The following is a 19,941-nucleotide window of genomic DNA, read 5'->3' as shown; positions in this document are numbered from 1 at the left end:
ACCGCTTACAAAATCGGCGTCCCGCCCGTCACCGCGATGCGCGCGCCCGAGATGTAGCTTGCCTGATCGGACGCCAGCATCACGTACACCGGCGCCACCTCGGCCGGCTGGCCGGGCCGCTTCATCGGCACCTGCTGGCCGAAGCTTTCCACCTCTTCCGGCGGCATGGTGGAGGGGATCAGCGGGGTCCAGATCGGCCCCGGCGCCACCGAGTTGACGCGGATGCCTTGCTCGGCCAGCAGCTGCGCCAGGCCGGCGCTGAAGTTGGCGATCGCGCCCTTGGTGGCCGCGTAGGCGAGCAGGGTCGGCTTCGGCTTGTCCGAGTTGATCGAGGTGGTGTTGATGATCGACGACCCCGGCCGCATGTGCTTCACCGCCGCCTTACAGATGTGGAACATGGCGGTGATGTTGACCTGGAAGGTGTAGTCCCATTCCTCGTCCGGGATCTCTTCCAGCGCGTCGCGGGTCATCTGGAAGGCGGCATTGTTGACCAGCACGTCGATGCGGCCGAATTCCTGCACCGCGCGGTCGACGATGGCGCGGCAGTGCGCCGGCTCGGCCAGGTCGCCCGGCACCAGCACGGCCTTGCGGCCGGCTTCCTCGACCAGGCGCGCGGTTTCCTTGGCGTCCTCGTGTTCGTTCAGGTAGGCGATCAGCACGTCCGCCCCCTCGCGCGCAAAGGCGAGGGCGACGGCGCGGCCGATGCCGCTGTCGGCGCCGGTGACCACGGTCGCCTTGCCGGCCAGCTTGCCGGAGCCCTGGTAGCTGGTCTCGCCGTGGTCGGCCTTGGGTGTCAGCTCGGCCTCGGTGCCGGGCGGCTGCTGTTGCTGCTTGGGCTGGTTCATCGACACATCCTCCTTGGTTCAACGTGGTTGGAACGGCAGCCCGGCGCGCATTCAGGCGCCTTTCGGCAGGCTGCGCAGGGCTGCCGGGGAACGCACCCGGCCCTCGATCGGCAGCTCGGGTGAGGCGTTCTCGGCCGGCTCCTGCAGCAGCAGCTGCTGGGCGCGCGGCGCGCTCGAGATGCCGAGCTCTTGCAGCATGCGCATGGCATCGAGCAGGATCGCCTGCTGGGTGTCCATGAACAGGTCATAGCTCGCATCGAGCATGGTGTAGACGATTTCGTACTCGATGAAGTTCTGGTCGAATTTGCTCAGGTGGGCGCGGTCGAAGCGCGCCTTGTCGCGCTTGCCGATGATCGCCTTGAGCGCAGGCGGCACCTGGGCCGCGAGGGCCGGCGGCGTGTCCGGATGGGCGCGCAGGTTGAACACGATGCGCCGGGTTTCCATGCGCTTGAAGTTCGACACCGTGCTCTTGAGCAGGTCGGCGTTGGAAATCACGATCTGCTCGCCGCCGAGGGCGCGGATGCGGGTCGTCTTCAGGCCGACTTTCTCGACCGTGCCCGAGATGTTGTTGGTCGAAACGAAGTCGCCGACCTCGAACGGCTTGTCGATCGCGATCGAGAGCGAGGCGAACAGGTCGCCCAGCACGTTCTGCACCGCCAGCGCGATGGCGATACCGCCGATCCCGAGGCTGGCGACGAAGGTAGTGACGTTGATGCCGAGGTTCGACAGCAGGGCCAGGGCGAAGATCACCCAGACCGCGGTCTGCAGCACCCAGATGATCAGCGTGTGCGCGATCGTCACCTGGGAATCGACGCCCGCCGGGTTATGGGTGCGGAAGTAGCGGCGCGCGGTGACCTTGATCGCGCTGTGCAGGTAGATCGCGAGCTGCAGGCCGAGGGTCAGGAACCACAGGTGGCCGACGCGCGTGTTCCAGGGCGGCGGCAGGTCGAGCGCCGACAGGCCGATCAGGACGGCGGTGGCAAACACTACCAGGTTGCTGGTGCGCGCCAGGGTCTTGCGCAGCACCTCGGCGACCGGGCGATGGGCCCATTCGTCGCTAAGCTGGTCGAGACGGCGCCGGAACAGCATCAGCGCGCCGTGGATGGCGGCGAAGGCGGCTACGCCGAGCGCCAGGGCGAACAGGGCATTGGGCAGGGTAATGTCGAGCGAATCGACGAAGGCGCGGAATTCCACATTGGGCTCCTTTCATGACGAGGATGGCGCAAGGGCGCGCGGGAAGATACGGCGCCGCTAGCCGCGCCGCCGGACGGTGTGGCGCGGCGCGGGGCGGAAGGACGCGCGAGGCGTCCGGAGAGGGTGGGCAGGCGCCAAGGGCAGGACGCAATCGCGCCCGCAACGCCTGCCGGACGTGAGGTCCTTACTTGCGGCCCAGGTGTTCGCGCACGGCGCTGACCGAAGGACCGACGGCCTTCACGGCGCGCTCGAGTTCTTCCTTGCTAACGCCGAGCGCCTCGGTCCAGTGGCGGACTTCCCACTCTTCGTGCACGTTGATACGGGAACGGTCCTGTTGACCGCGTTTTTCGAGATTGTCGGACATGATGCGCTCCTATTGACGAGTTCGGAACGAATATGCCAGCGGGCACAGGCATGGTCGGTTAAGCATTTCACCTAGCGTCCGTATTTCCTTTGCGCAGCTCTGTCGGAAAGTTCCACTGCGTCAGTGGGCGAATTTGAGCGAACGCATGCGATACGTATTCCGGTGCCGGATCCTTGCTAGCCGGACTCGACAGTAAGTGTGGCGTAAGAAGCGGGCCCGAGCATCGACGAGTCGCCCGCGCACCGTTTTGGTGCATCGTGGCAACTCATCCTGGAGGCAAAACATGAAGATTCGCAAGGGGTACGGGCAGACGCGCCGGTTCGCGCGCAGCGCCCTCGCTGCCGCCGTCGGTGCAGCCCTGCTGGCCGGCTGCCAGTGGCACGGCGGCGGCGTCGACCAGCTGAACGGGCTGCGCGGCCCGACGCGCGACCTGACGGTCGAGCTGCGCGAGGGCACCAACATGGCGGCAGCGCCGTCGCCCGACGGGCGCCGCATCGTGTTCTCGGCGCAGGGCGCGCTGTGGGTGATGCCGGCCAAAGGCGGACGCGCGGTGCGCATCACCGACTACCGGCTCGAACCCACCGCCCCGGTCTGGTCGCCCGACGGCAAGCGCATCGCCTTCCAGAACTACGCGCCGGAAGGCAATTTCCACATCTGGACCATCTCGCCGGAAGGCCGCCACGCCACCGAAATCACGAGCGGCCCCTACGACGACCGCGAGCCGGCCTGGCTGCCCGACGGCAGCGGCCTGGTGTTCTCGTCGGACCGCAGCGGCGATGGCCAGTACAAGATCTGGAGCGTGGCCTTGGGTGGCGCCGCGCCGGTGCAGCTGACCACCGGCCCGGGCGCCGAGAGCAATCCGGTTGTCTCCCCGGACGGCACGCGCCTGGCCTATGTCGACGGCGCCAACGTCGTGACCGCAGCGGTCGCCGGCGGCGCGCCGACCGTGGTCGCGCCCGGCACCGCCCCGGCCTGGACCCCGGACGGCGCGGGCCTGGTCTACCAGAACGCCGCGCGCCAGCTGGTGGTCGGCGGCGCCCAGGTCACGCTTGATGAAGACATCTTCCCGTTCCCGGTCCGCTACCTGCCCGACGGCCGCTTCCTCTACACCAGCGACGGCAAGATCCGCATCCGCGACGCCGCCGGGGGCGAGCGGCGCGACGTCGACTTCCGCGCCGAGCTGAAGCTGCGCCGGCCGGTATTCAAGAAACCGAAGGACCGCGGCTTCGACAACCTCGACGTGCGGCCGGTGCGCGGCATCAGCGCACCGGTGCTCTCGCCGGACGGGCGCAGCATCGCCTTCGTCGCGCTGAACGACGTCTGGGCCATGCGCATCGGCGAGGACCCGGTGCGCCTGACGAACGACCCCGACCGCGACGCCAACCCGCAATGGACGGCCGACGGCCGCGCGGTCTACTTTTCGTCCGAGCGCGGCAATGCCGGCCAGCTCGCCGTCGACCAGGTCGAGCTCGGCAGTGGCCTGCGCACGCGCCTGGCGGCGATCCCCGGGCGCTCGATGGTGACGCCGAAGCTCTCGCCGGACGGCGGGCGCATCGCCTACACCACGCTCTCGGGCCAGCTCGAGATCTGGGACCGCGCGACCAGCACGCCCCAGGTGATCCTGCCGTCGATCAGCACCCAGGTCAGCACCCCGCAATGGACGCCGGACGGCCAGCGCATCATCCTGGTCGACAACGAGCGCATCAACAACCGCTTCCGCGAGGGCTACAACAAGCTGCGCGTGATCGACCTGGCCACCCGCAGCGGCACCTTCTACGCCGTGGCGCCGGCGCCGCGCCAGATCGCCGAACGCGACGAAGGCGCGGCCGCGCTGTCGCCGGACGGCACCAAGGTCGCCTTCATCCTGGATTCGCGCCTGCACGTGATGCCGCTCGGCCCCACCGGCGCGCCGACCGGGCCGGCGCGCCAGGTCAGCGACGACATGGCCGACCTGCCGACCTGGGGCGGCGATTCCCGCACCATCCTCTACAAGTCGGCCGAGCGGGTGCGCACGGTGCGCGACGACGGCGGCGCCATGCGGGAGGTGCCTGTCACCCTGGCATGGCGCCAGCAGGTGCCGCAGGGGCGCACCCTGATCCATGCCGGCGCGCTGTGGGACGGGGTCGGCTCGACGCTGCGCCACGACGTCGACATCCTGGTCGAAGGCAACCGCATCGTCTCGGTCGCGCCCCACGGCGCCCACGAGGCCGGGGTGCGCGTGATCGACGCCGGCAACCAGACCGTGATGCCGGGCCTGATCGAGACCCACCTGCACCCGCTGACCCTGTACCAGGGCGGCCAGTTCGGCCAGATCGCCCAGCTGATGCTGTCCTACGGGATCACCACCGCGCAATCGGTCGCCGGCCCGCTGCACCAGAGTATCGAGATGCGCGAAGCCCTGGAGGCGGGCAACCTGGTCGGGCCGCGCCTGTTCGTCTCGCCGCCGCTGTGGGAAGGCAACCGCCTGTTCTACAGCTTCGCGCGCACCCTGCGCACGCCGCAGATCGCGCAGATCGAGATCGACAAGGCCAAGCGCATGGACGCCGATTTCCTGAAGAGCTATGTGCGCGCGCCGATCCCGATCATGGAACGCATCGCCCAGGGCGCGCTCGACCTGGGCGTGCCCAGCGGGACCCACATGGTGCAGCCGGGCGCCGCCACCGGCCTGGCCGGCACCACCCACCTGTCGGCCACCCAGCGCATGGGCTACGGTTGGTCGAAGTCGTTTGTCCGCGCGATCACCTACCAGGACGCGGCCGACGTCTACGGCAAGGGCGACTTCCGCCTGATCGACACCCTGTTCTCGGCCGGCGCGCTGGCCGGCCTGGATCCCGGCATCGTCAGCGACCCGCGCTTCGTGCTGGTGCCGCCGAACTTCGTCTCCGGCCTGCAGAACGCGGTGCCGCCGACCGCCGCCCAGATCGCCACCATCGTCAACGACGCAACCCAGCAGGCGAAGGTGAGGGCGGCCGGCGCGCTGGTGGCGAACGGCACCGATTCGCCGCTGGTCGTGCCCGGCATCTCGCTGCACCTGAACCTGCGCGGCGCGGCCCTGGTCCAGGGCAACCTGGCGGCGCTGCAGTCGGCCACCCGCGACGCCGCGAAGATGGCGCTGGTGGGCGAGGACCTGGGGACCATCGAGGCCGGCAAGCTGGCCGACCTGCTGGTGGTGAACGGCAATCCGCTGGCCGACCTGCGCGCCGCCGCCGACGTGCGCCTGGTGATCAAGAACGGCCGCGTGTTCTCGATCGACGAGATCCTGGCGCCGGCGCGCACGCCGGAGCAGCTCGCGGCGCGCCGGCTCGCCCTCGAGGCCCAGGAAAAGCTGTGCCGCGACGATCCGCACCACTGCGACGAGCCCGGTGGGCATGCCCACTGACCATGCACCTTGCGTAGCACCGGCAGTACTGGCTCCTCCATGGGTTTTTGAGGTACGCTTGTCGTATCGACACCATGGAGGAGACTGCGAATGACCTATGAAACCACCCAGCCCGAACGCAGCGCGATCGACGCCACCCCGGGCCTCGTCGCGCTCGACTTCGGCACCAACTGGTGCGGCTATTGCCGCGCCGGCGAGCCGCTGATCGAGGCCGGCCTGAAGGACTACCCCCAGGCACGCCACATCAAGGTCGAGGACGGCCCCGGCCGCCCGCTCGGGCGCTCGTTCCGGGTCAAGCTGTGGCCGACGGTGATCGTGCTCAAGGACGGCGTCGAGGTGGCGCGCGTGACCCGCCCGGCCGATGCCGAGGAAGTCAGACAAGCCCTGGCCAAGGCGGCCAATCCATGAGCGCGCCGAAGAACCGCGCGCGCACGGTCCTGTTCGCAAGCCTGATCGGCACCACGATCGAATTCTTCGACTTCTACATCTACGCCACCGCGGCGGTGCTGGTGTTCCCGAAGCTGTTCTTCCCGGCCGGGGACGCCTCCGCGGCGATGCTGCAATCCTTCGCGACCTTCGCGATCGCGTTCTTCGCGCGGCCGATCGGCTCGGCCCTGTTCGGTCACTTCGGCGACCGCATCGGCAGAAAGGCGACCCTGGTCGCGGCCCTGCTCACCATGGGCATCTCGACCATCGTGATCGGCATGCTGCCGACCTACGCCGCGATCGGCACGATGGCGCCGCTGCTGCTGGCGCTGTGCCGCTTCGGCCAGGGCCTGGGCCTGGGCGGCGAGTGGGGCGGGGCGGTGCTGCTCGCCACCGAGAACGCGCCGCCGGGCAAGCGCGCCTGGTACGGCATGTTCCCCCAGCTCGGCGCGCCGATCGGCTTTTTCCTGTCCGGCGGTGTGTTCCTGCTGCTGACCCAGACCTTGAGCGAGGAGCAGTTCTTCGCCTGGGGCTGGCGCATTCCCTTCCTGGCCAGCGCGGTGCTGGTGGCGGTCGGCCTCTACGTGCGTTTGAAGATCACCGAGACGCCGGACTTCCAGGCCGTCCTCGACCGCAACGAGCGCGTCAAGGTGCCGGTGGTGGCGGTGCTGCGCGAGCACCGGCGCGCCCTGGTGCTCGGCACCCTGATGGCGATGTCGACCTTCGTTCTGTTCTACCTGATGACGGTGTTCGCGCTGAGCTGGGGCACGACCCAGCTGGGCTTCTCGCGCACCGAGTTCCTGCTGATCCAGCTGGGCGCCGTGGTCTTCTTCGGCCTCACCATCCCGCCGTCGGCCCTGGTCGCCGACCGCTACGGCCGGCGCGCCGCGATGATCGCAGTGACGGTGGCCATCACCGTCTTCGGCCTGCTGTTCGGGCAGCTCTTCGTGGCCGGCAGCACGCCGCTGGTGGTGCTGTTCATGGTGCTGGGACTGGGCCTGATGGGCCTGACCTACGGCCCGTTGGGCACGCTGCTGGCCGAGCTGTTCCCGCCGGCGGTGCGCTATACCGGCGCCTCGCTGACCTTCAACCTGGCCGGCATCCTGGGCGCCTCGCTGGCGCCCTACATCGCGACCAAGCTGGCGATGGAGTACGGGATCGGGTCGGTGGGCATCTACCTGGCGATCGCGGCGCTGCTCAGCCTGGTGGCCTTGCTGCTGACTTCGGGCGGCAGGAACCGCGAGGCCGTGCCGGAAAGCGTGGCGCAGGGGCGCGGCTGAGCGTAATCGCGGCATCAATGGCGTGCCCAGGTGTGACGGATGAGGAGACGCGGCGGGTTGTAGACGTTAACACAACGCCGGCTTCACGCGTGGGCACGGGGCGCCCACCCTACGGTATCCGAAGCCACAGGCCGATGCAGGCGTAGGGTGGGCGCCCCCGTGCCCACGCGTGAACGACGAGCAGAGTCAGAACGAATAGACCAGCGTCAGCGAGGTCTGGGTATCGGTGTTCTTCTTGTCCGCCGGGACGTTGGTGTCGTTGCGGGCGCTGAAGGCGGCCTTCATCTGCATGGTGTCGTTGATCTTGGTGCTCAGCGAGGACTCGGCGATCGAGTGCACGTTCGAGGTGCCGCGCTCGACGCTCAGGGTCTGCACGAAGGCCGCCGACGGGCTGACCTGCCAGCGGAAGCGCGCGGCGCCGCGCACGGTCACGCCGTTCTCGGATTCGCCGTTGTCGCGCTGGCCGGTGAAGTAGCCAGGACCGATCTCCACGTCCAGCGCCGTGGTGTCGCTGTTGTAGAGCTGCGAACCGTGACCGACCGCGAACGAGCTGTAGCGGGTATAGGCGCCGAACTTGTCGTTCACGTGCGAACCGAGCACGAAGGCGCGGCTGCCTTCCTTCACCAGCTTGTAGGCGGCTTTCGCCGACAACGCCCAGCGCTCGGCCGAACGCTGGCGGTAGCGCTCGCCGTCGTCGTCGGTGATCTCGTCTTCTTTGAAGAAGCCGCTAACGATGTATTCGTTGCTCCAGTCGGCCGTTTCGTGGCGGGCGTCGATCTTGCCGGTGACCGAGGTGCCGGTGGTATTGCCGGTGGTGGCGATCGCGCCCAGTTCGGCCGAGGTGAACCAGCTGCCTTCGGGAATCGTTTCGGGGCGCGCGACGGACAGGCCGTCGTGGATGTTGCCGATGGTCGGCAGGTCGTCGGCGGCCCCGCCCGCGGCGGCGGCCATGCCATGCGCCGAGGCCAGGAAGGCCAGCGCGTACAACGGGAATGATTTCATAAGCATGAGGACGGCTGGCGCAAAGGCCCGGCCGGAAAGCCAGGCTTCTACGCTATATTTCGTTCGTGGACACGAGCGCCGGTGCACGCTGTGCGGCAGTGGGGCTCGAGCGACATTGTATCCCAGAAGCAGCACGGTACGCCTTTCCAAGCGAACAGAAATCGGCTTCTGCGGCGCCCGCGCGACTCAGCAGCGGGCGCCTCGGTGTCGTTCGGTTACCGCTTCAGGTGCCGATGTGGACGATCTTGAAAACGAACAGGGCGGCGATGACCCAGACTACCGGCTTGACTTCGCGCGCGCGGCCGGTGGTGAGCTTCAGGGCCGCATAGGTGATGAAGCCGAATGCGATGCCCTCGGCGATCGAGTAGGTGAACGGGATCACCAGCGCGGTGATCGCGGCCGGGATGCTCTCGGTGGTATCGCCCCACTCGATGTCGCCGAGGTCGCGCAGCATCAGGCAGGCCACGAACAGCAGGGCCGGCGCGGTGGCGTAGGCCGGCACCACGCCCGCCAGCGGGGCGATGAACAGGCAGGCCAGGAACAGCACGGCCACGGCCAGCGCGGTCAGGCCCGTGCGCCCGCCCGCCTGCACGCCGGCGGCGCTCTCGATGTAGGCGGTGGTGCTCGAGGTGCCCAGCGCCGCCCCGGCGACGATCGCGCCGCTGTCGGCCAGCAGGGCCTTGTTCAGCCTGGCCATCTTGCCCTCGACCAGCAGGCCGGCGCGGCTGGCCACGCCCATCAGGGTGCCGGTGGCGTCGAACAGTTCGACCAGGAAGAACACCAGCACCACGTTCAGGATGCCGACCGACAGCGCGCCCGGGATGTCGAGCGCGAGGAAGGTCGGGTCGATCGAGGGCGGGGCCGAGAACACGCCCTTGAAGGTATTCCCGCCGAAGAAGAAGGAGAGGACGGTGACGACGATGATCCCGATCAGGATCGCGCCGCGCACCTTCAGGCGGTCGAGCGTGACGATCAGCAGGAAGCCGACGATGGCCATGATTGCCTCGGGCTTGTGCAGGTCGCCGGCCTTGACCAGGGTCGGCTCGCTGCCGACCACGATGCCAGCGTTCTTCAGGGCGATCAAGGCCAGGAACATGCCCAGGCCGACGGTGATCGCGGTGCGCAGCGAATGCGGGATGCCGTTCACGATCATGCCGCGCAGGCCCAGCACCGAGACCAGAATGAACAGGCAGCCCGAGATGAAGACCGCGCCCAGCGCGGCCGGCCAGGCCACACCCATGCCGAGCACCACGGCGTAGGCGAAATAGGCGTTCAGGCCCATGCCCGGCGCCATGCCGATCGGGTAGTTGGCATACAGGCCCATGACCGCGCTGCCGAGGGCGGCAACGAGGCAGGTGGCGACGAACACGGCTTCCTTCGGCATCCCGGCGTCGCCCAGGATCGACGGATTGACGAAGATGATGTAGGCCATCGTCAGGAAGGTGGTGAGGCCGGCGAGCAGCTCGGTGCGCACGTCGGTGCCGCTCTCCTTGAGTTTGAAATAGTTGTCGAGCATTGTCGGCTGGGCTCCGGCGGTTGGGGCGCGGCGGCGCCGCGCGTGGTGGGAATGGCCGAAGCATACACCGGCAGGGTATGTGTCGTCAGCAATGTTGCTGATAGGTTATGCGTTTTGCTATGATTTTTAGCTGCCGTAAATATTTTCTTTTCTTGATTTATGTTGCAGCGTTGGTATCATCGATTTGCTGGCTGTCATGTCGACGGCCGTCAACCTGTGAGCCCGAGATGCAAATCAAGGCCTACCTGTACCTGATGGCCGCGGCGATCCTGGTTCCGGTGATGTTGTTCGCCGGGCTGACGCTGCGCTTGCTCCAGCAATCTGAAACCGAACAGGCGCTGGCCGGGCTCGGCCAGGCGACGCGCGGCGCGGCGCTGCTGGTCGAGGACGAGCTGGCCGATGCCGAGATCGCACTGCGCGCGCTGGCCGGCTCGCCGGCGCTGGCAAAGGGCGACCTGGCCGCGTTCCGTAGCGAGGCGCTGGCCGCCACCCGCGGCCCCGCCAGCTGGACCGTCCTGATGGACGGCGACGGGCTGCAGCTCCTGAATACGCTGCTCCCCGCCGACGCCCCGCTGCCGGCCGAGCGCCAGCAGGGCCTCGAGGTCGTGTTCGCGCAGCAACGCGCCCTGGCCTCGGACCTGATGCCCGGCCGGATCAGCGGCCGCCTGATGACCTATGTGGCGCTGCCGGTCGTCATCGGCGAACGTCGCTACGTGCTGGCCGAGGGTTTCAGCAACGAGCACTTCCGCCGCCACCTGGGCTCGGGCGTGGCCGCCGACTGGCAGGTGGACCTGCTCGACCGCAAGGGCAATACGATCTCGTCCAACCTCGGCGCCGTCGAGGCGGTCGGCCAGCCGGCCGCGCCGGCGGTGCTGGCCGCGGTGCGCGGCGCCGAGTCGGGGCTGTTCGACACCCAGCTGCGGCGCGGCGACGCGGCGCGCGCCGCCTTCCAGCGCGTCGGTAGTTCGGGCTGGACCGTGGTCGTCGCCGCGCCGGTGCGCGGACTCGCGGCCGGCAGCGGCCAGGCCAAGCGCCTCGCCGCCCTCGGCCTGGCGGCGGCGCTGGCCAGCGCGGCCGCGCTCTCGGCCTGGTTCGGGCGCGTCTATGGACGCTCGATGGCGCGTGCGCTGGACACCGCCGTCGCCCTCGGCAAGGGCACCGCGCCCGACCCGGGACGCTCGCGCATCGTCGAGATCGACCGCCTGCTGCAGGCGCTGCGCCAGACCGGCGACCAGCTGCGGCGCGCCCAGGCCTTCCGCGAACAGACCGGCAACGAACGCCAGAACCTGCTCGAGCGCGAGCGGAAGGCGCGCCAGATGGCCGAGGAAGAAAACCGCGCCAAGGACCAGTTCCTGGCCATGCTCGGCCACGAGCTGCGCAACCCGCTGGCGCCGATCGGCACCGCCGCCCAGCTGCTCAAGATGCCGGGCCTCGACCCGCACCGGGCGCGCTATGCCGGCGACGTCATCGGACGCCAGATCGAGCACATGAACCGGCTGCTGAGCGACATGCTGGACGTTTCGCGCGTCACCCGCGGCCTGGTCACGCTCAGCCTGGAGGACGTCGACCTGCGCAACGTGGTCGAGCGCGCCGTCGAGCAGACCCGGCCGCTGATGGAAGAGTGCCAGCACCGCCTCGAACTGAGCGTGCCCGCGCAGCCGGTGCTGGTACGCGGCGACCAGACCCGCCTGACCCAGGTGGTGGCCAACCTGCTGACCAATTCCGCCAAGTACACGCCGCCCCACGGCCACATCCAGCTGGTGCTGAGCGCGGCCGGCGGCGAGGCCCAGCTGCAGGTGGCCGACGACGGCGAGGGCATCGGCGCCGACCTGCTGCCGCGCGTGTTCGACCTGTTCTCGCAGGGCGAGCGCAAGGCCGACCGTTCCCAGGGCGGGCTGGGCCTGGGCCTGGCCCTGGTACGTAGCCTGGTCCATCACCATGGCGGCAGCGTCGAGGCGAAAAGCCCTGGCCGCGGCGGCGGCAGCATCTTTACGGTACGGCTGCCGCTGAAGCAGGAATTGCCGGCCTTGAGCCGCACCGGCGTGACGCCCGTGAGCACGCCGGATTCGGCCGCGGCCGGCTTGCGGGTGATGCTGGTAGACGACAACATCGACGCCGCCGTGAGCCTCTCGCTGCTGCTCGAGGCCGCCGGCGACCACCTGGTCTCCACGTATTACGACGCCGCCAGCGCGCTCGAATGGGCCGCCTTCGAGCGTCCCGACGTCTTCATCCTCGACATCGGCCTGCCCGACATGAACGGCTACGAGCTGGCGCGCCGCCTGCGCGCGCTGCCGCAGTTCGCGGACACCACGCTGATCGCGCTGACCGGCTACGGCCAGCTGCAGGACAAGGTCCGGGCGCGCGAGGCCGGGTTCGACCTGCACATCGCCAAGCCGGCCGAGCCCGACGCGATCCTGTCGGCACTGGCGCGGGTGCGGGTGGCCGACATCCGGGTAGGCGACGTGCGGGTGCCCGACATGCGGGCAGGGGACATGCGGGTAGCCGACACGCGGATGCCCGACACGCGCGCGCTCGACGCGCGGGCAAGCGAAGCGCAGGTCGCCGATCCCGAGCGTGCCGGATAACTGCAGGAAAGGGCGCGGCCAGGGGCGGCGATTTGCTAACATGGCGCCTTTATCATTCTGGATAGACGTCCATGCCGAAAAATAAAAAGCCCGCCCCGCGCAAGGCCGCGGCGCCCGCCGAACCCGATGCCGACGCGCTGGCCCAGGCCCTGGCCGACCTCGCGCTCGAGGTGGCCGAGGGCGAAGAGGGCGACCCGGAGCGCGCCGCCGCGCGCGAGGAGGAGCTGGTGGTCGCGCTGCGCAAGGCGCTGCGCCGCAAGCGCGACGAGGTGCTGTACGGCGCGATCGAGATCGCGCGCTTCACCGATCCCCAGGCGTGCCGCCTGCTCAAGGCCCACATCGGCGAGCAGGCCGCGACCCTGCATATCCGCCGCGAAGGCGAGCCGGAACGCGAGATCGACGCCTTCCTGATTCCGCTCTTCGTGCGCAGCACCGGCGGCCTGGTGGCCGGGGAAACCTTTGCCGACGACGCGGCCTACGAGGAACTGGCGGCCAGCTTCGTCGCCGCCGACCTCGAGAGCACGGGCGCGAAGGTCGCGCTGGTGCGCCATGCCTACGACCTGGCCGAGATCGACCACATTTCCTTCAGCACGCTGCAGGAGCTGCTGCGCGAGGCCGCCGCCAGCCTGGCGAGCAAGAAGCCGGTGCCGGCGCCCCAGCTCGAGGCGAGCATCCGCGGCTGGACCGGCGAACGCGTCGCGCCCGACGAGACGGCGATGGAACTGCGCTTCCTGCTCGGCTTCTCGAGCAAGCGCGCGGACGATCCCTTCTACCAGGTGCCGCGCGACGAGGTCGGCGCCGACGTCTATTTCGCCGACCGCATGCGGCGCTACCGTGCCTGGACCGAACGCGTCGCGCCCCTGGTGCGGCGCTGCCTGGCGGCCGACCCGGACCGGCTGTCGGTGAATTTCCTCTACCAGGACCTGTTCTACGGAGCCAAGGAGCAGGGCGTGGCCGAACTCGCCATCCTCGGTCTGCTGTCCGAGATCAAGGGCCTGCTGGCGGGCAAGGAACTCGAGCCCGATGCCGTACGTGCCGTGGTGGCGCCGCTCGACGGCGGCGAGCATATCGTGCTGCGCGTGAACCTGTACGCCATCGACGGCGGCCCGCCCTGGGGTGGCGTCAGTCGTCCGGTCGACCTCGCGGCCGACCTCGGGGCGGAGGTCGACGAACTGTGCGACGCGCTGGCGACCCTCGGCATCGACGACATCTCGACCGCCGACGGCTTCAGCGACGATGGCCATCCCGAAGGGGCCCAGCCTTACCCGGCCGCCTGATCCGCTCGTTAGTCCTGATGGCGTGGGTCGTAGCGCGCGTATCGCCGCCGCTCCGGCCCGCGCCTTGTCCGCCTTCTCCGCCTTCTTCATCTTCTCCCGCCTCCACCCGCGCCTGCTGCGCCGCAGCAAAGACGGCTCGGCACGCCGCTGTCGACGCGCCGTTTTCGCCCATCTTTCCTTGGCGCCGGGCCTACATCCTGCGCGACATGCGTCATCGCGGCCGGGACCTTCGGAACGCGCGCGGCCAGCAATGTCCAGACACTTGCACGCTTGCGCACGGCTCCGATATCGATGAGTTTTCGTAGTTGTTTTTCTTGTATATAGGTAGGACTTTACCTACAGATGAGGCAACGCAACACCAGCCTCTCCTATGAGAGCGGACTTGTCGGCGGCATAAAACTGTTTCCCTTCGAGAATGTTGCAGTGCATAAATGAAAATAATGCCAAATTTGCATGTTAGGATTGCATGGTCCGGCGTCGATGAAGGGCCGCAGCGCACAGCGCCAGCCCTGGTCCGCCGACCCAAGATCAACTAGAAACGCCTGTGAGGCGAAAGGAAATCAACATGCCGACCCTGATCGTGTTTTGCCACCTGCGCTGGGACTTCGTATTTCAGCGTCCCCAGCACCTGATGACGCGTCTGGCGGAACACTACGACATCCTCATCGTCGAGGAGCCGGTGCATACCGAAGGGCAGGCACACCTGAAGAAGACGGCCGTCGCGCCGAACATTACGGTGTGCCAGCCGCATACCAATGTCCCGCACTACGGTTTCCACGACGACCAGATCCCGGTCCTGCAAGGCCTGCTGGCCGACCTGGTGCCGGAAGACGAGCGTCCCGTGGTGTGGTTCTACACCCCGATGGCGCTGCCGCTGCTGCAGGGCTTCAATCCTTCGCTCGTGGTCTACGATTGCATGGACGAACTGGCCGCCTTCAAGAATCCGCCGAAGCAGCTGCTGCAGCGCGAATCGGCCCTGCTGAACATCGCCGACCTGGTCTTCACCGGCGGCCCGAGCCTGTACGAAGCCAAGAAGAACCGCCACGCCAACGCCCATTGCTTCTCGAGCAGCGTCGACGCCGCCCACTTCCGCCAGGCGCAGAATGCCGAGATCTCGCATCCCGAGCAGGCCAATATCCCGCATCCGCGCCTGGGCTTCTACGGCGTCATCGACGAACGCTTCGATACCGAACTGGTGCGCCGCATGGCCGAAGCCCACCCCGAGTGGCAGATCGTGCTGGTCGGCCCGGTGGTGAAGATCGACCCGGCCGAGCTGCCGCGCGCCGCCAACGTCCACTACATGGGCCAGCGCACCTACCAGGAACTGCCGCAGTTCCTGGCCGGCTGGGACGTCTGCCTGCTGCCGTTCGCCATGAACGAGTCGACCAAGTTCATCAGCCCGACCAAGGTGCTGGAGTACATGGCTGCCGAGCTGCCGAGCGTGAGCACCCCGATCACCGACGTCAAGGTCCCGTACGGCGGCGTGGTGGCCATCGCCGAGACCCCGGAAGAGTACATCGCCGCCTGCGAGCGCATGCTCGCCCTGGACGCCGACGAGAAGGCCGCGCTGGCCCAGCGCATGCGCGAGATCGTCGCCAACACGTCCTGGGACAAGACCGCGGCCCGCATGCACGAGCTGATCAGCACCACGGTGCCGGGCAACAAGGCCAAGCCAGTGCCGGCCTCCGCCGACGCCGTCATCGCGGCACGCAAGGAGCCGCTGCCGGTGCAGGCCGCGTAAGCGACTGCTGCTGCGAAACTAAATACACAGAAAAGCCCGCCCGGCCCATGGCCCGGCGGGCTTTTTGCTGTCCTGGCTGGACGTGACCACCCTACGCGAACATACCGGATCAGTGCCGGAACGACGCCGGCGGCGGCGCCATCGCGGCACCGTCCGGCAGCGCGGCGCCGTCCAGGTCGGCCAGGCGCACGATCGACAGCGGGTGGGCGAAACGGATGCCTTCGCGTTCGAAGCGGCGGTAGATCCCGAGCAGGACGGCCTGCTGGGTATCCATGTGCTTGATGTAGTCGGGGCTCTGGAAGTGGTAGACCACTTCGAAATTGAGCGACCATTCGCCGTAGTTGAAGAAGTGGGCGCGTTCGAAGGCGGCGTCCGGTTCGGCGTCGACCGCGTCGCGGATCAGCACCGGGATGCGCGCCAGCTGTTGCTCGCTGCTGCCGTAGGCCACCCGCAGCACGAAGGCCACGCGGCGGGTCGCCATGCGCTTGTGGTTGTGGATGCGGCTCTTGAGCAGGTCGCCGTTCGAGAAGATCACCTGTTCGCCGCCCAGGCCGCGCAGGCGCGTGGTCTTCAGGCCGATGTGCTCGACCGAGCCGAGGACGTCGCCGACGATGATAAAGTCGCCGATCTCGAAGGGCTTGTCGAGCATGATCGAGAGCGAGGCGAACAGGTCGCCGAGGATGTTCTGCACCGCCAGGGCCACCGCGATGCCGCCGATGCCCAGGCTGGCCACCAGCGTCGTGATGTTGAAGCCGAAGTTGTCCAGCACCATCAGGAAGGCGATCACCCACAGCGCCAGGCGCAGCAGGAAGCAGACGATGGTGCGCGAGGACTTGCGCGGGTTGTCGCCGTTGGCGAGGTAGCGGTCGCGCCAGGCGCGCAGCAGGGTGTCGCCCCAGATCGCGAGCTGCAGGATGAGGGCCGCGATCGCCACCCGCGACACGACCAGGCGCTGCCTGTCGGTGAGATCGAGCACGAGCGAACCCAGGTAGCTTGATACCGCCAGCATGCCGGCGATATAGGTCTTGCGCAGCATCTTGGCGACGAGGTCGTCGGCGACCGTGTCGGTGCGGCGCGAGAGCGTCTGCAATTTGTGCAGCACGAAGCGGCGCAGCCAGTGCAGTCCCAGGGTGGTGCCGAGGGTGAGGGCGGCGGCGATCGCCCAGCTTTCCAGGTCCTTGCCGAGGAAGGTGAAATCCAGGGTGAAATCCATTGAGGCTCCGAAGCGCTGGGGTCGTGCGAACCCGAAGGCAAAGCCCTAGTGTGCTGCCCCTGCCGGACCGGGCGCGCACAATTGACATCCAGAACCGTCAGGAATACATTGCGATCTTTGCAACCCCAACATTCTCCAGGTGCCGACCCGATGAGCAAGTTCAGCGTTTCCTGCGGCACCCTGGTGCTGGACGGCGCCGGGCGCCTGCTGCTGGGCCACGTCACCGGCACCGCGGCCTGGGACATCCCGAAGGGCATGCAGGATCCCGGGGAAACGCCATTGGAGGCCGCCATGCGCGAGCTGCGCGAGGAGGCCGGCCTGGCCTTCGCCCCGGCGCGTTTCGCCGACCTCGGGCAGCTTCCCTACCGGCGCGACAAGCGCCTGCACCTGTTCCGGGTCGAGGCCGGGGGCGAACTGGGCGACCTGGGCCAGCTGGTGTGCACCAGCTATTTTCCGCACCAGGCGACCGGCAAGCCGACGCCGGAGATGGACGGCTTTCGCTGGGCCGCGCGCGACGAGCTGAGCCAGCTGTGCTGGCCGCGCATGGCCAGCCTGCTGCTTACGCTGGCGTGGTAGCGGCGCTGCCGCAGGCAGCGGGCCCGAGGGCAAGCGCGGCGCCGATGGCCTCCAGCGCGGCCGGCTTGGTGAGATGGCGGTCGAAGCCGGCGCGGGCGCTGCGTTCGCGGTCGGCGGCGCCGCCCCAGCCGGTCAGGGCCACCAGGCGCACGCCGTCGTTGCGCCTGTCCTTGCGCACTTCCGCCGCCACGTCGTAGCCGGACAGGCCGGGCATGCCGAGGTCGAGGAACACGACCTGGGGCGCGAAGCCCGGCAGCATGCGCAGGGCCTGGTAGCCGTCGTGCGCGACTGCCGTCGTATGTCCCATCGAGACCAGCAGGGCGGCCAGGGTGTCGGCGGCGTCGCGGTTGTCGTCCACCACCAGCACGCGCAGCGCCGCGCCGTCCAGGGCCAGGGGCGTGGCCGTCGAGGAGGTTGCGGCCGCTGCGGGCGCCGCGGCCGCCGCAGGCATCGGCGGGGCGTCGCGCGCCGCGAGCGGCAGGCGCACCGTGAATACGCTGCCGGCCCCGGGCCCGGCGCTGGCCGCCGTGACGCTGCCGCCGTGCAGCTCGACCAGGCTGCGCACCAGCGACAGGCCGATGCCCAGGCCACCCTGCGCGCCGTTGGCGCCGACCTGGGTGAACATCTGGAACACGCGCTCGAGCGCATCGGCGGCGATGCCGATGCCGTCGTCCGACACCGTGATCACGGCGTGCTCGCCGTCGCTGCCGGCGGCCAGCGCGATCGCGCCGCCGCGCGGCGTATAGCGGGCGGCGTTGTTGAGCAGGTTGCTGATCACCTGGGTCAGGCGGGTCGGATCGGCGTACAGGCGCAGCGGCCGGCCGGTCTTGTCCGGCAGGCGCAGCGACAGCGTATGGTCCGCCGCCTCGATCAGCGGCAAGCTGCCGTCGACCGCCGCCGCCAGCACCTCACCGAGGTCGATCCAGGAGCGGCGCAGCTCGACCTGGCCGCGGTTGACCCGCGCCAGGTCGAGCAGGTCGTCAACCAGGTGCACCAGCTGGTCGAGCTGGCGGTCGATGATGGCGTGCACGCGCGCGGCCGCGCCGGCGTCGGTGCCGGCCCGGCCCAGCAGTTGCAGCCCGTTCCTGATCGGCGCCAGCGGATTGCGCAGCTCGTGCGCCAGGGTCGCCAGGAATTCTGTTTTCACCCGGTTGGCCTCGGCCAGGTCGGCCGCCAGCCGGCGCAGTTCTTCCTCGGCGCGGCGGCGCGCGGTGATGTCGGTAAACAGGACCGCGACGCGGCGCTCGCCCGGCGGGCCGATGCGCATCGCGTACAGGTCGAACCAGCGGCCGAGGGCGCGCGCCTCGTTGACGAAGCGCGCCGGCTCGCCGGTGGCGACGACGCGCCCGAAGATGTCGAACCAGTGCTGCTCGTGCCCGGGCGCCAGGTCGCGCATGCGGCGCCCGACCGCGTCGACCAGCCCGGTCTGGCCGGCAAAGGCGGGATTGGTCTCGAGGAAGCGGTAGTCGTAGGGCCGGCCGCCGGCGTCGAAGATGACTTCGATCACGCACATGGCCTCGTCCATCGCGTCGAACAGCGTGCGGTAGCGTTCCTCGCTGGCGCGCAGCTGGCGTTCGGTCTCGAACTGGCGGGTGGCGTCGATCATGATGCCGCTGACCGTGGCCGGCCGGCCGTCGGCGCCGGCGCCGATCCGGCCGCGCGCGATGATCCAGCGCCAGCGTCCATCCGGGGCGCGCACGCGGAAGGTGGCGTCTTCGCCCTCGCCATGGCGCAGCGCCGCATCCAGGCGGGCGCGAGTCGCGGCCCGGTCGTCGGGGTGAATGGCGGCGAAATACGCCGCCATCGGGGCGTCGGGCGGCACCGCGTCGCCGAAGATCGCGGCCAGGCGGGCGTCGCCGCGCACGCAGTCGGCGTCGACGTCCCACTTCCAGACCGCGAGGTCGGCGGCGGCCAGGGTAGCCTCGAGGCGCTCGCGCGCGGCGCCCAGCGCCTGCTCGGCGCGGCGGCGCTCGGCGGCGGTATTGAAGGCGTCGAGATAGAAGCGCGCCTTGGCGGCCAGGATCACCGGCGACACCGGGGCGCTCAGCACGGCGATGGCGCCGGCCTCGTAGACCGGTTCGAGCGGGAAGGAGGGGGCGGACGGCACGCCGAGCACCACGATCGGCGTATGGCTGGAGCGCCGGTTGGCGCGCATCAGGGCGACGGTATCGAGCAGCGCGGGGGTGTCGTCCGCATGCTCGACCAGGATCAGGGCGAAGTCGGTGGCGCGCGCCCGGACCAGGCCCTCGGCGCCGGTGCGCACCTGCACCACGTCCTGTCCCAGCTGGGCGCCGACCTGGGACACGGCCGGCTCGGGTTCGTCGCGTCCCGACACGAACAGGATCAGGCTTGCCGGGGAATTGCTAATCGTCCGGTTTTTCCCGGTCGGGAGTGGCTGGACCGCGCGGGAGGCGGACGGGGACACGCGGATGGTCATGGCTGCGCCGCCCGGAACGGTCTGGACGCCGGCGGTCTCGTTGTACTTGGATAAGAATGTAAAAGCGCCGCGCAACAATGTCAACTTTGTGACGTGTCGTGCGTTC

The 19,941-nt window shown here is 69.1% G+C and carries 14 protein-coding genes; 7 read left to right on the top strand and 7 right to left on the bottom strand.

The genetic code is table 11. The features are described from left to right. Positions 1-5: 5 nt before the first annotated feature. The 3 genes from ACFOPH_RS06365 to ACFOPH_RS06355 all read right to left on the bottom strand — a co-directional run bounded on the left by ACFOPH_RS06365 (position 6) and on the right by ACFOPH_RS06355 (position 2,403). On the bottom strand, positions 6-845 hold the full coding sequence (locus ACFOPH_RS06365) for a glucose 1-dehydrogenase (RefSeq protein WP_312551680.1): 840 nt from the start codon (positions 843-845) through the stop codon (positions 6-8). 51 nt (positions 846-896) lie between these two features. Then, on the bottom strand, positions 897-2,039 hold the full coding sequence (locus ACFOPH_RS06360) for a mechanosensitive ion channel family protein (protein ID WP_312551678.1): 1,143 nt from the start codon (positions 2,037-2,039) through the stop codon (positions 897-899). Positions 2,040-2,223: 184 nt separating this feature from the next. Next, entirely contained in the window at positions 2,224-2,403 is a 180-nt protein-coding gene (locus ACFOPH_RS06355) for a DUF3606 domain-containing protein (protein WP_312551677.1), read from the bottom strand. Positions 2,404-2,686: 283 nt separating this feature from the next. On the opposite strand from ACFOPH_RS06355, the gene ACFOPH_RS06350 reads away from it, so the two are divergent. The 3 genes from ACFOPH_RS06350 (at position 2,687) to ACFOPH_RS06340 (ending at position 7,488) form a co-directional block, all read left to right on the top strand. Then, positions 2,687-5,782: an amidohydrolase family protein gene (locus ACFOPH_RS06350; RefSeq protein WP_379734245.1), complete on the top strand. Its 3,096-nt coding sequence runs from the start codon at positions 2,687-2,689 to the stop codon at positions 5,780-5,782. A 90-nt stretch (positions 5,783-5,872) separates the two neighbouring features. After that, positions 5,873-6,190 (top strand): thioredoxin family protein, encoded by a 318-nt coding sequence (locus tag ACFOPH_RS06345; RefSeq protein WP_312551674.1) that lies wholly within the window; start codon positions 5,873-5,875, stop codon positions 6,188-6,190. After that, positions 6,187-7,488, top strand: coding sequence for an MFS transporter (locus tag ACFOPH_RS06340; protein WP_312551673.1), 1,302 nt, complete (start codon positions 6,187-6,189; stop codon positions 7,486-7,488). Before ACFOPH_RS06345 ends, ACFOPH_RS06340 begins: the two co-directional genes overlap by 4 nt. A gap of 186 nt (positions 7,489-7,674) precedes the next feature. Here the strand turns inward: ACFOPH_RS06340 and ACFOPH_RS06335 are convergent, their stop codons facing one another. Next, entirely contained in the window at positions 7,675-8,496 is an 822-nt protein-coding gene (locus ACFOPH_RS06335; RefSeq protein WP_312551672.1) for a DUF481 domain-containing protein, read from the bottom strand. A 217-nt stretch (positions 8,497-8,713) separates the two neighbouring features. Next, positions 8,714-10,006, bottom strand: coding sequence for an NCS2 family permease (locus ACFOPH_RS06330; protein ID WP_312551671.1), 1,293 nt, complete (start codon positions 10,004-10,006; stop codon positions 8,714-8,716). Positions 10,007-10,233: 227 nt separating this feature from the next. On the opposite strand from ACFOPH_RS06330, the gene ACFOPH_RS06325 reads away from it, so the two are divergent. From ACFOPH_RS06325 to ACFOPH_RS06315, 3 genes are all read left to right on the top strand, one after another. Continuing rightward, positions 10,234-12,591 (top strand): hybrid sensor histidine kinase/response regulator, encoded by a 2,358-nt coding sequence (locus ACFOPH_RS06325; protein ID WP_379734242.1) that lies wholly within the window; start codon positions 10,234-10,236, stop codon positions 12,589-12,591. Between the two features lie 71 nt (positions 12,592-12,662). After that, complete coding sequence (locus ACFOPH_RS06320; protein ID WP_379734240.1) at positions 12,663-13,868, top strand: hypothetical protein; 1,206 nt, start codon at positions 12,663-12,665, stop codon at positions 13,866-13,868. Positions 13,869-14,433: 565 nt separating this feature from the next. Then, the gene (locus ACFOPH_RS06315) at positions 14,434-15,609 is read left to right on the top strand and encodes a glycosyltransferase (RefSeq protein WP_379734238.1); all 1,176 of its coding nucleotides are present in this window, start codon (positions 14,434-14,436) and stop codon (positions 15,607-15,609) included. A 109-nt stretch (positions 15,610-15,718) separates the two neighbouring features. Here ACFOPH_RS06315 and ACFOPH_RS06310 read toward each other — a convergent pair whose 3' ends face one another. Further along, on the bottom strand, positions 15,719-16,822 hold the full coding sequence (locus ACFOPH_RS06310; protein ID WP_379734236.1) for a mechanosensitive ion channel family protein: 1,104 nt from the start codon (positions 16,820-16,822) through the stop codon (positions 15,719-15,721). Between the two features lie 150 nt (positions 16,823-16,972). Here ACFOPH_RS06310 and ACFOPH_RS06305 point away from each other — a divergent pair, with 150 nt between their 5' ends. Continuing rightward, positions 16,973-17,398, top strand: a complete 426-nt coding sequence (locus ACFOPH_RS06305; protein ID WP_312553452.1) for an NUDIX hydrolase — start codon at positions 16,973-16,975, stop codon at positions 17,396-17,398. On the opposite strand, the gene ACFOPH_RS06300 is transcribed toward ACFOPH_RS06305, so the two are convergent. Then, on the bottom strand, positions 17,382-19,835 hold the full coding sequence (locus ACFOPH_RS06300) for a hybrid sensor histidine kinase/response regulator (protein WP_379734234.1): 2,454 nt from the start codon (positions 19,833-19,835) through the stop codon (positions 17,382-17,384). The two genes, ACFOPH_RS06305 and ACFOPH_RS06300, sit on opposite strands and share 17 nt — an antisense overlap. Positions 19,836-19,941: the final 106 nt, after the last annotated feature.

The sequence above is a fragment of the Massilia haematophila genome, assembly GCF_042647645.1.
Lineage (GTDB): Bacteria > Pseudomonadota > Gammaproteobacteria > Burkholderiales > Burkholderiaceae_D > Telluria > Telluria haematophila.
The sequence above is the reverse complement of the archived record's forward strand: the minus strand, read 5'-3'. Positions and strand labels throughout refer to the sequence as shown.

Excerpts from the sequence above, each read along its gene's own strand:
- ACFOPH_RS06365 (WP_312551680.1), bottom strand. The coding sequence starts at position 845 with ATGAACCAGCCCAAGCAGCAACAGCAGCCGCCCGGCACCGAGGCCGAG.
- ACFOPH_RS06335 (WP_312551672.1), bottom strand. The coding sequence starts at position 8,496 with ATGCTTATGAAATCATTCCCGTTGTACGCGCTGGCCTTCCTGGCCTCG.
- ACFOPH_RS06305 (WP_312553452.1), top strand. The coding sequence starts at position 16,973 with ATGAGCAAGTTCAGCGTTTCCTGCGGCACCCTGGTGCTGGACGGCGCC.
- ACFOPH_RS06325 (WP_379734242.1), top strand. The coding sequence starts at position 10,234 with ATGCAAATCAAGGCCTACCTGTACCTGATGGCCGCGGCGATCCTGGTT.
- ACFOPH_RS06320 (WP_379734240.1), top strand. The coding sequence starts at position 12,663 with ATGCCGAAAAATAAAAAGCCCGCCCCGCGCAAGGCCGCGGCGCCCGCC.
- ACFOPH_RS06315 (WP_379734238.1), top strand. The coding sequence starts at position 14,434 with ATGCCGACCCTGATCGTGTTTTGCCACCTGCGCTGGGACTTCGTATTT.
- ACFOPH_RS06345 (WP_312551674.1), top strand. The coding sequence starts at position 5,873 with ATGACCTATGAAACCACCCAGCCCGAACGCAGCGCGATCGACGCCACC.
- ACFOPH_RS06300 (WP_379734234.1), bottom strand. The coding sequence starts at position 19,835 with ATGACCATCCGCGTGTCCCCGTCCGCCTCCCGCGCGGTCCAGCCACTC.
- ACFOPH_RS06330 (WP_312551671.1), bottom strand. The coding sequence starts at position 10,006 with ATGCTCGACAACTATTTCAAACTCAAGGAGAGCGGCACCGACGTGCGC.
- ACFOPH_RS06310 (WP_379734236.1), bottom strand. The coding sequence starts at position 16,822 with ATGGATTTCACCCTGGATTTCACCTTCCTCGGCAAGGACCTGGAAAGC.
- ACFOPH_RS06350 (WP_379734245.1), top strand. The coding sequence starts at position 2,687 with ATGAAGATTCGCAAGGGGTACGGGCAGACGCGCCGGTTCGCGCGCAGC.
- ACFOPH_RS06340 (WP_312551673.1), top strand. The coding sequence starts at position 6,187 with ATGAGCGCGCCGAAGAACCGCGCGCGCACGGTCCTGTTCGCAAGCCTG.
- ACFOPH_RS06355 (WP_312551677.1), bottom strand. The coding sequence starts at position 2,403 with ATGTCCGACAATCTCGAAAAACGCGGTCAACAGGACCGTTCCCGTATC.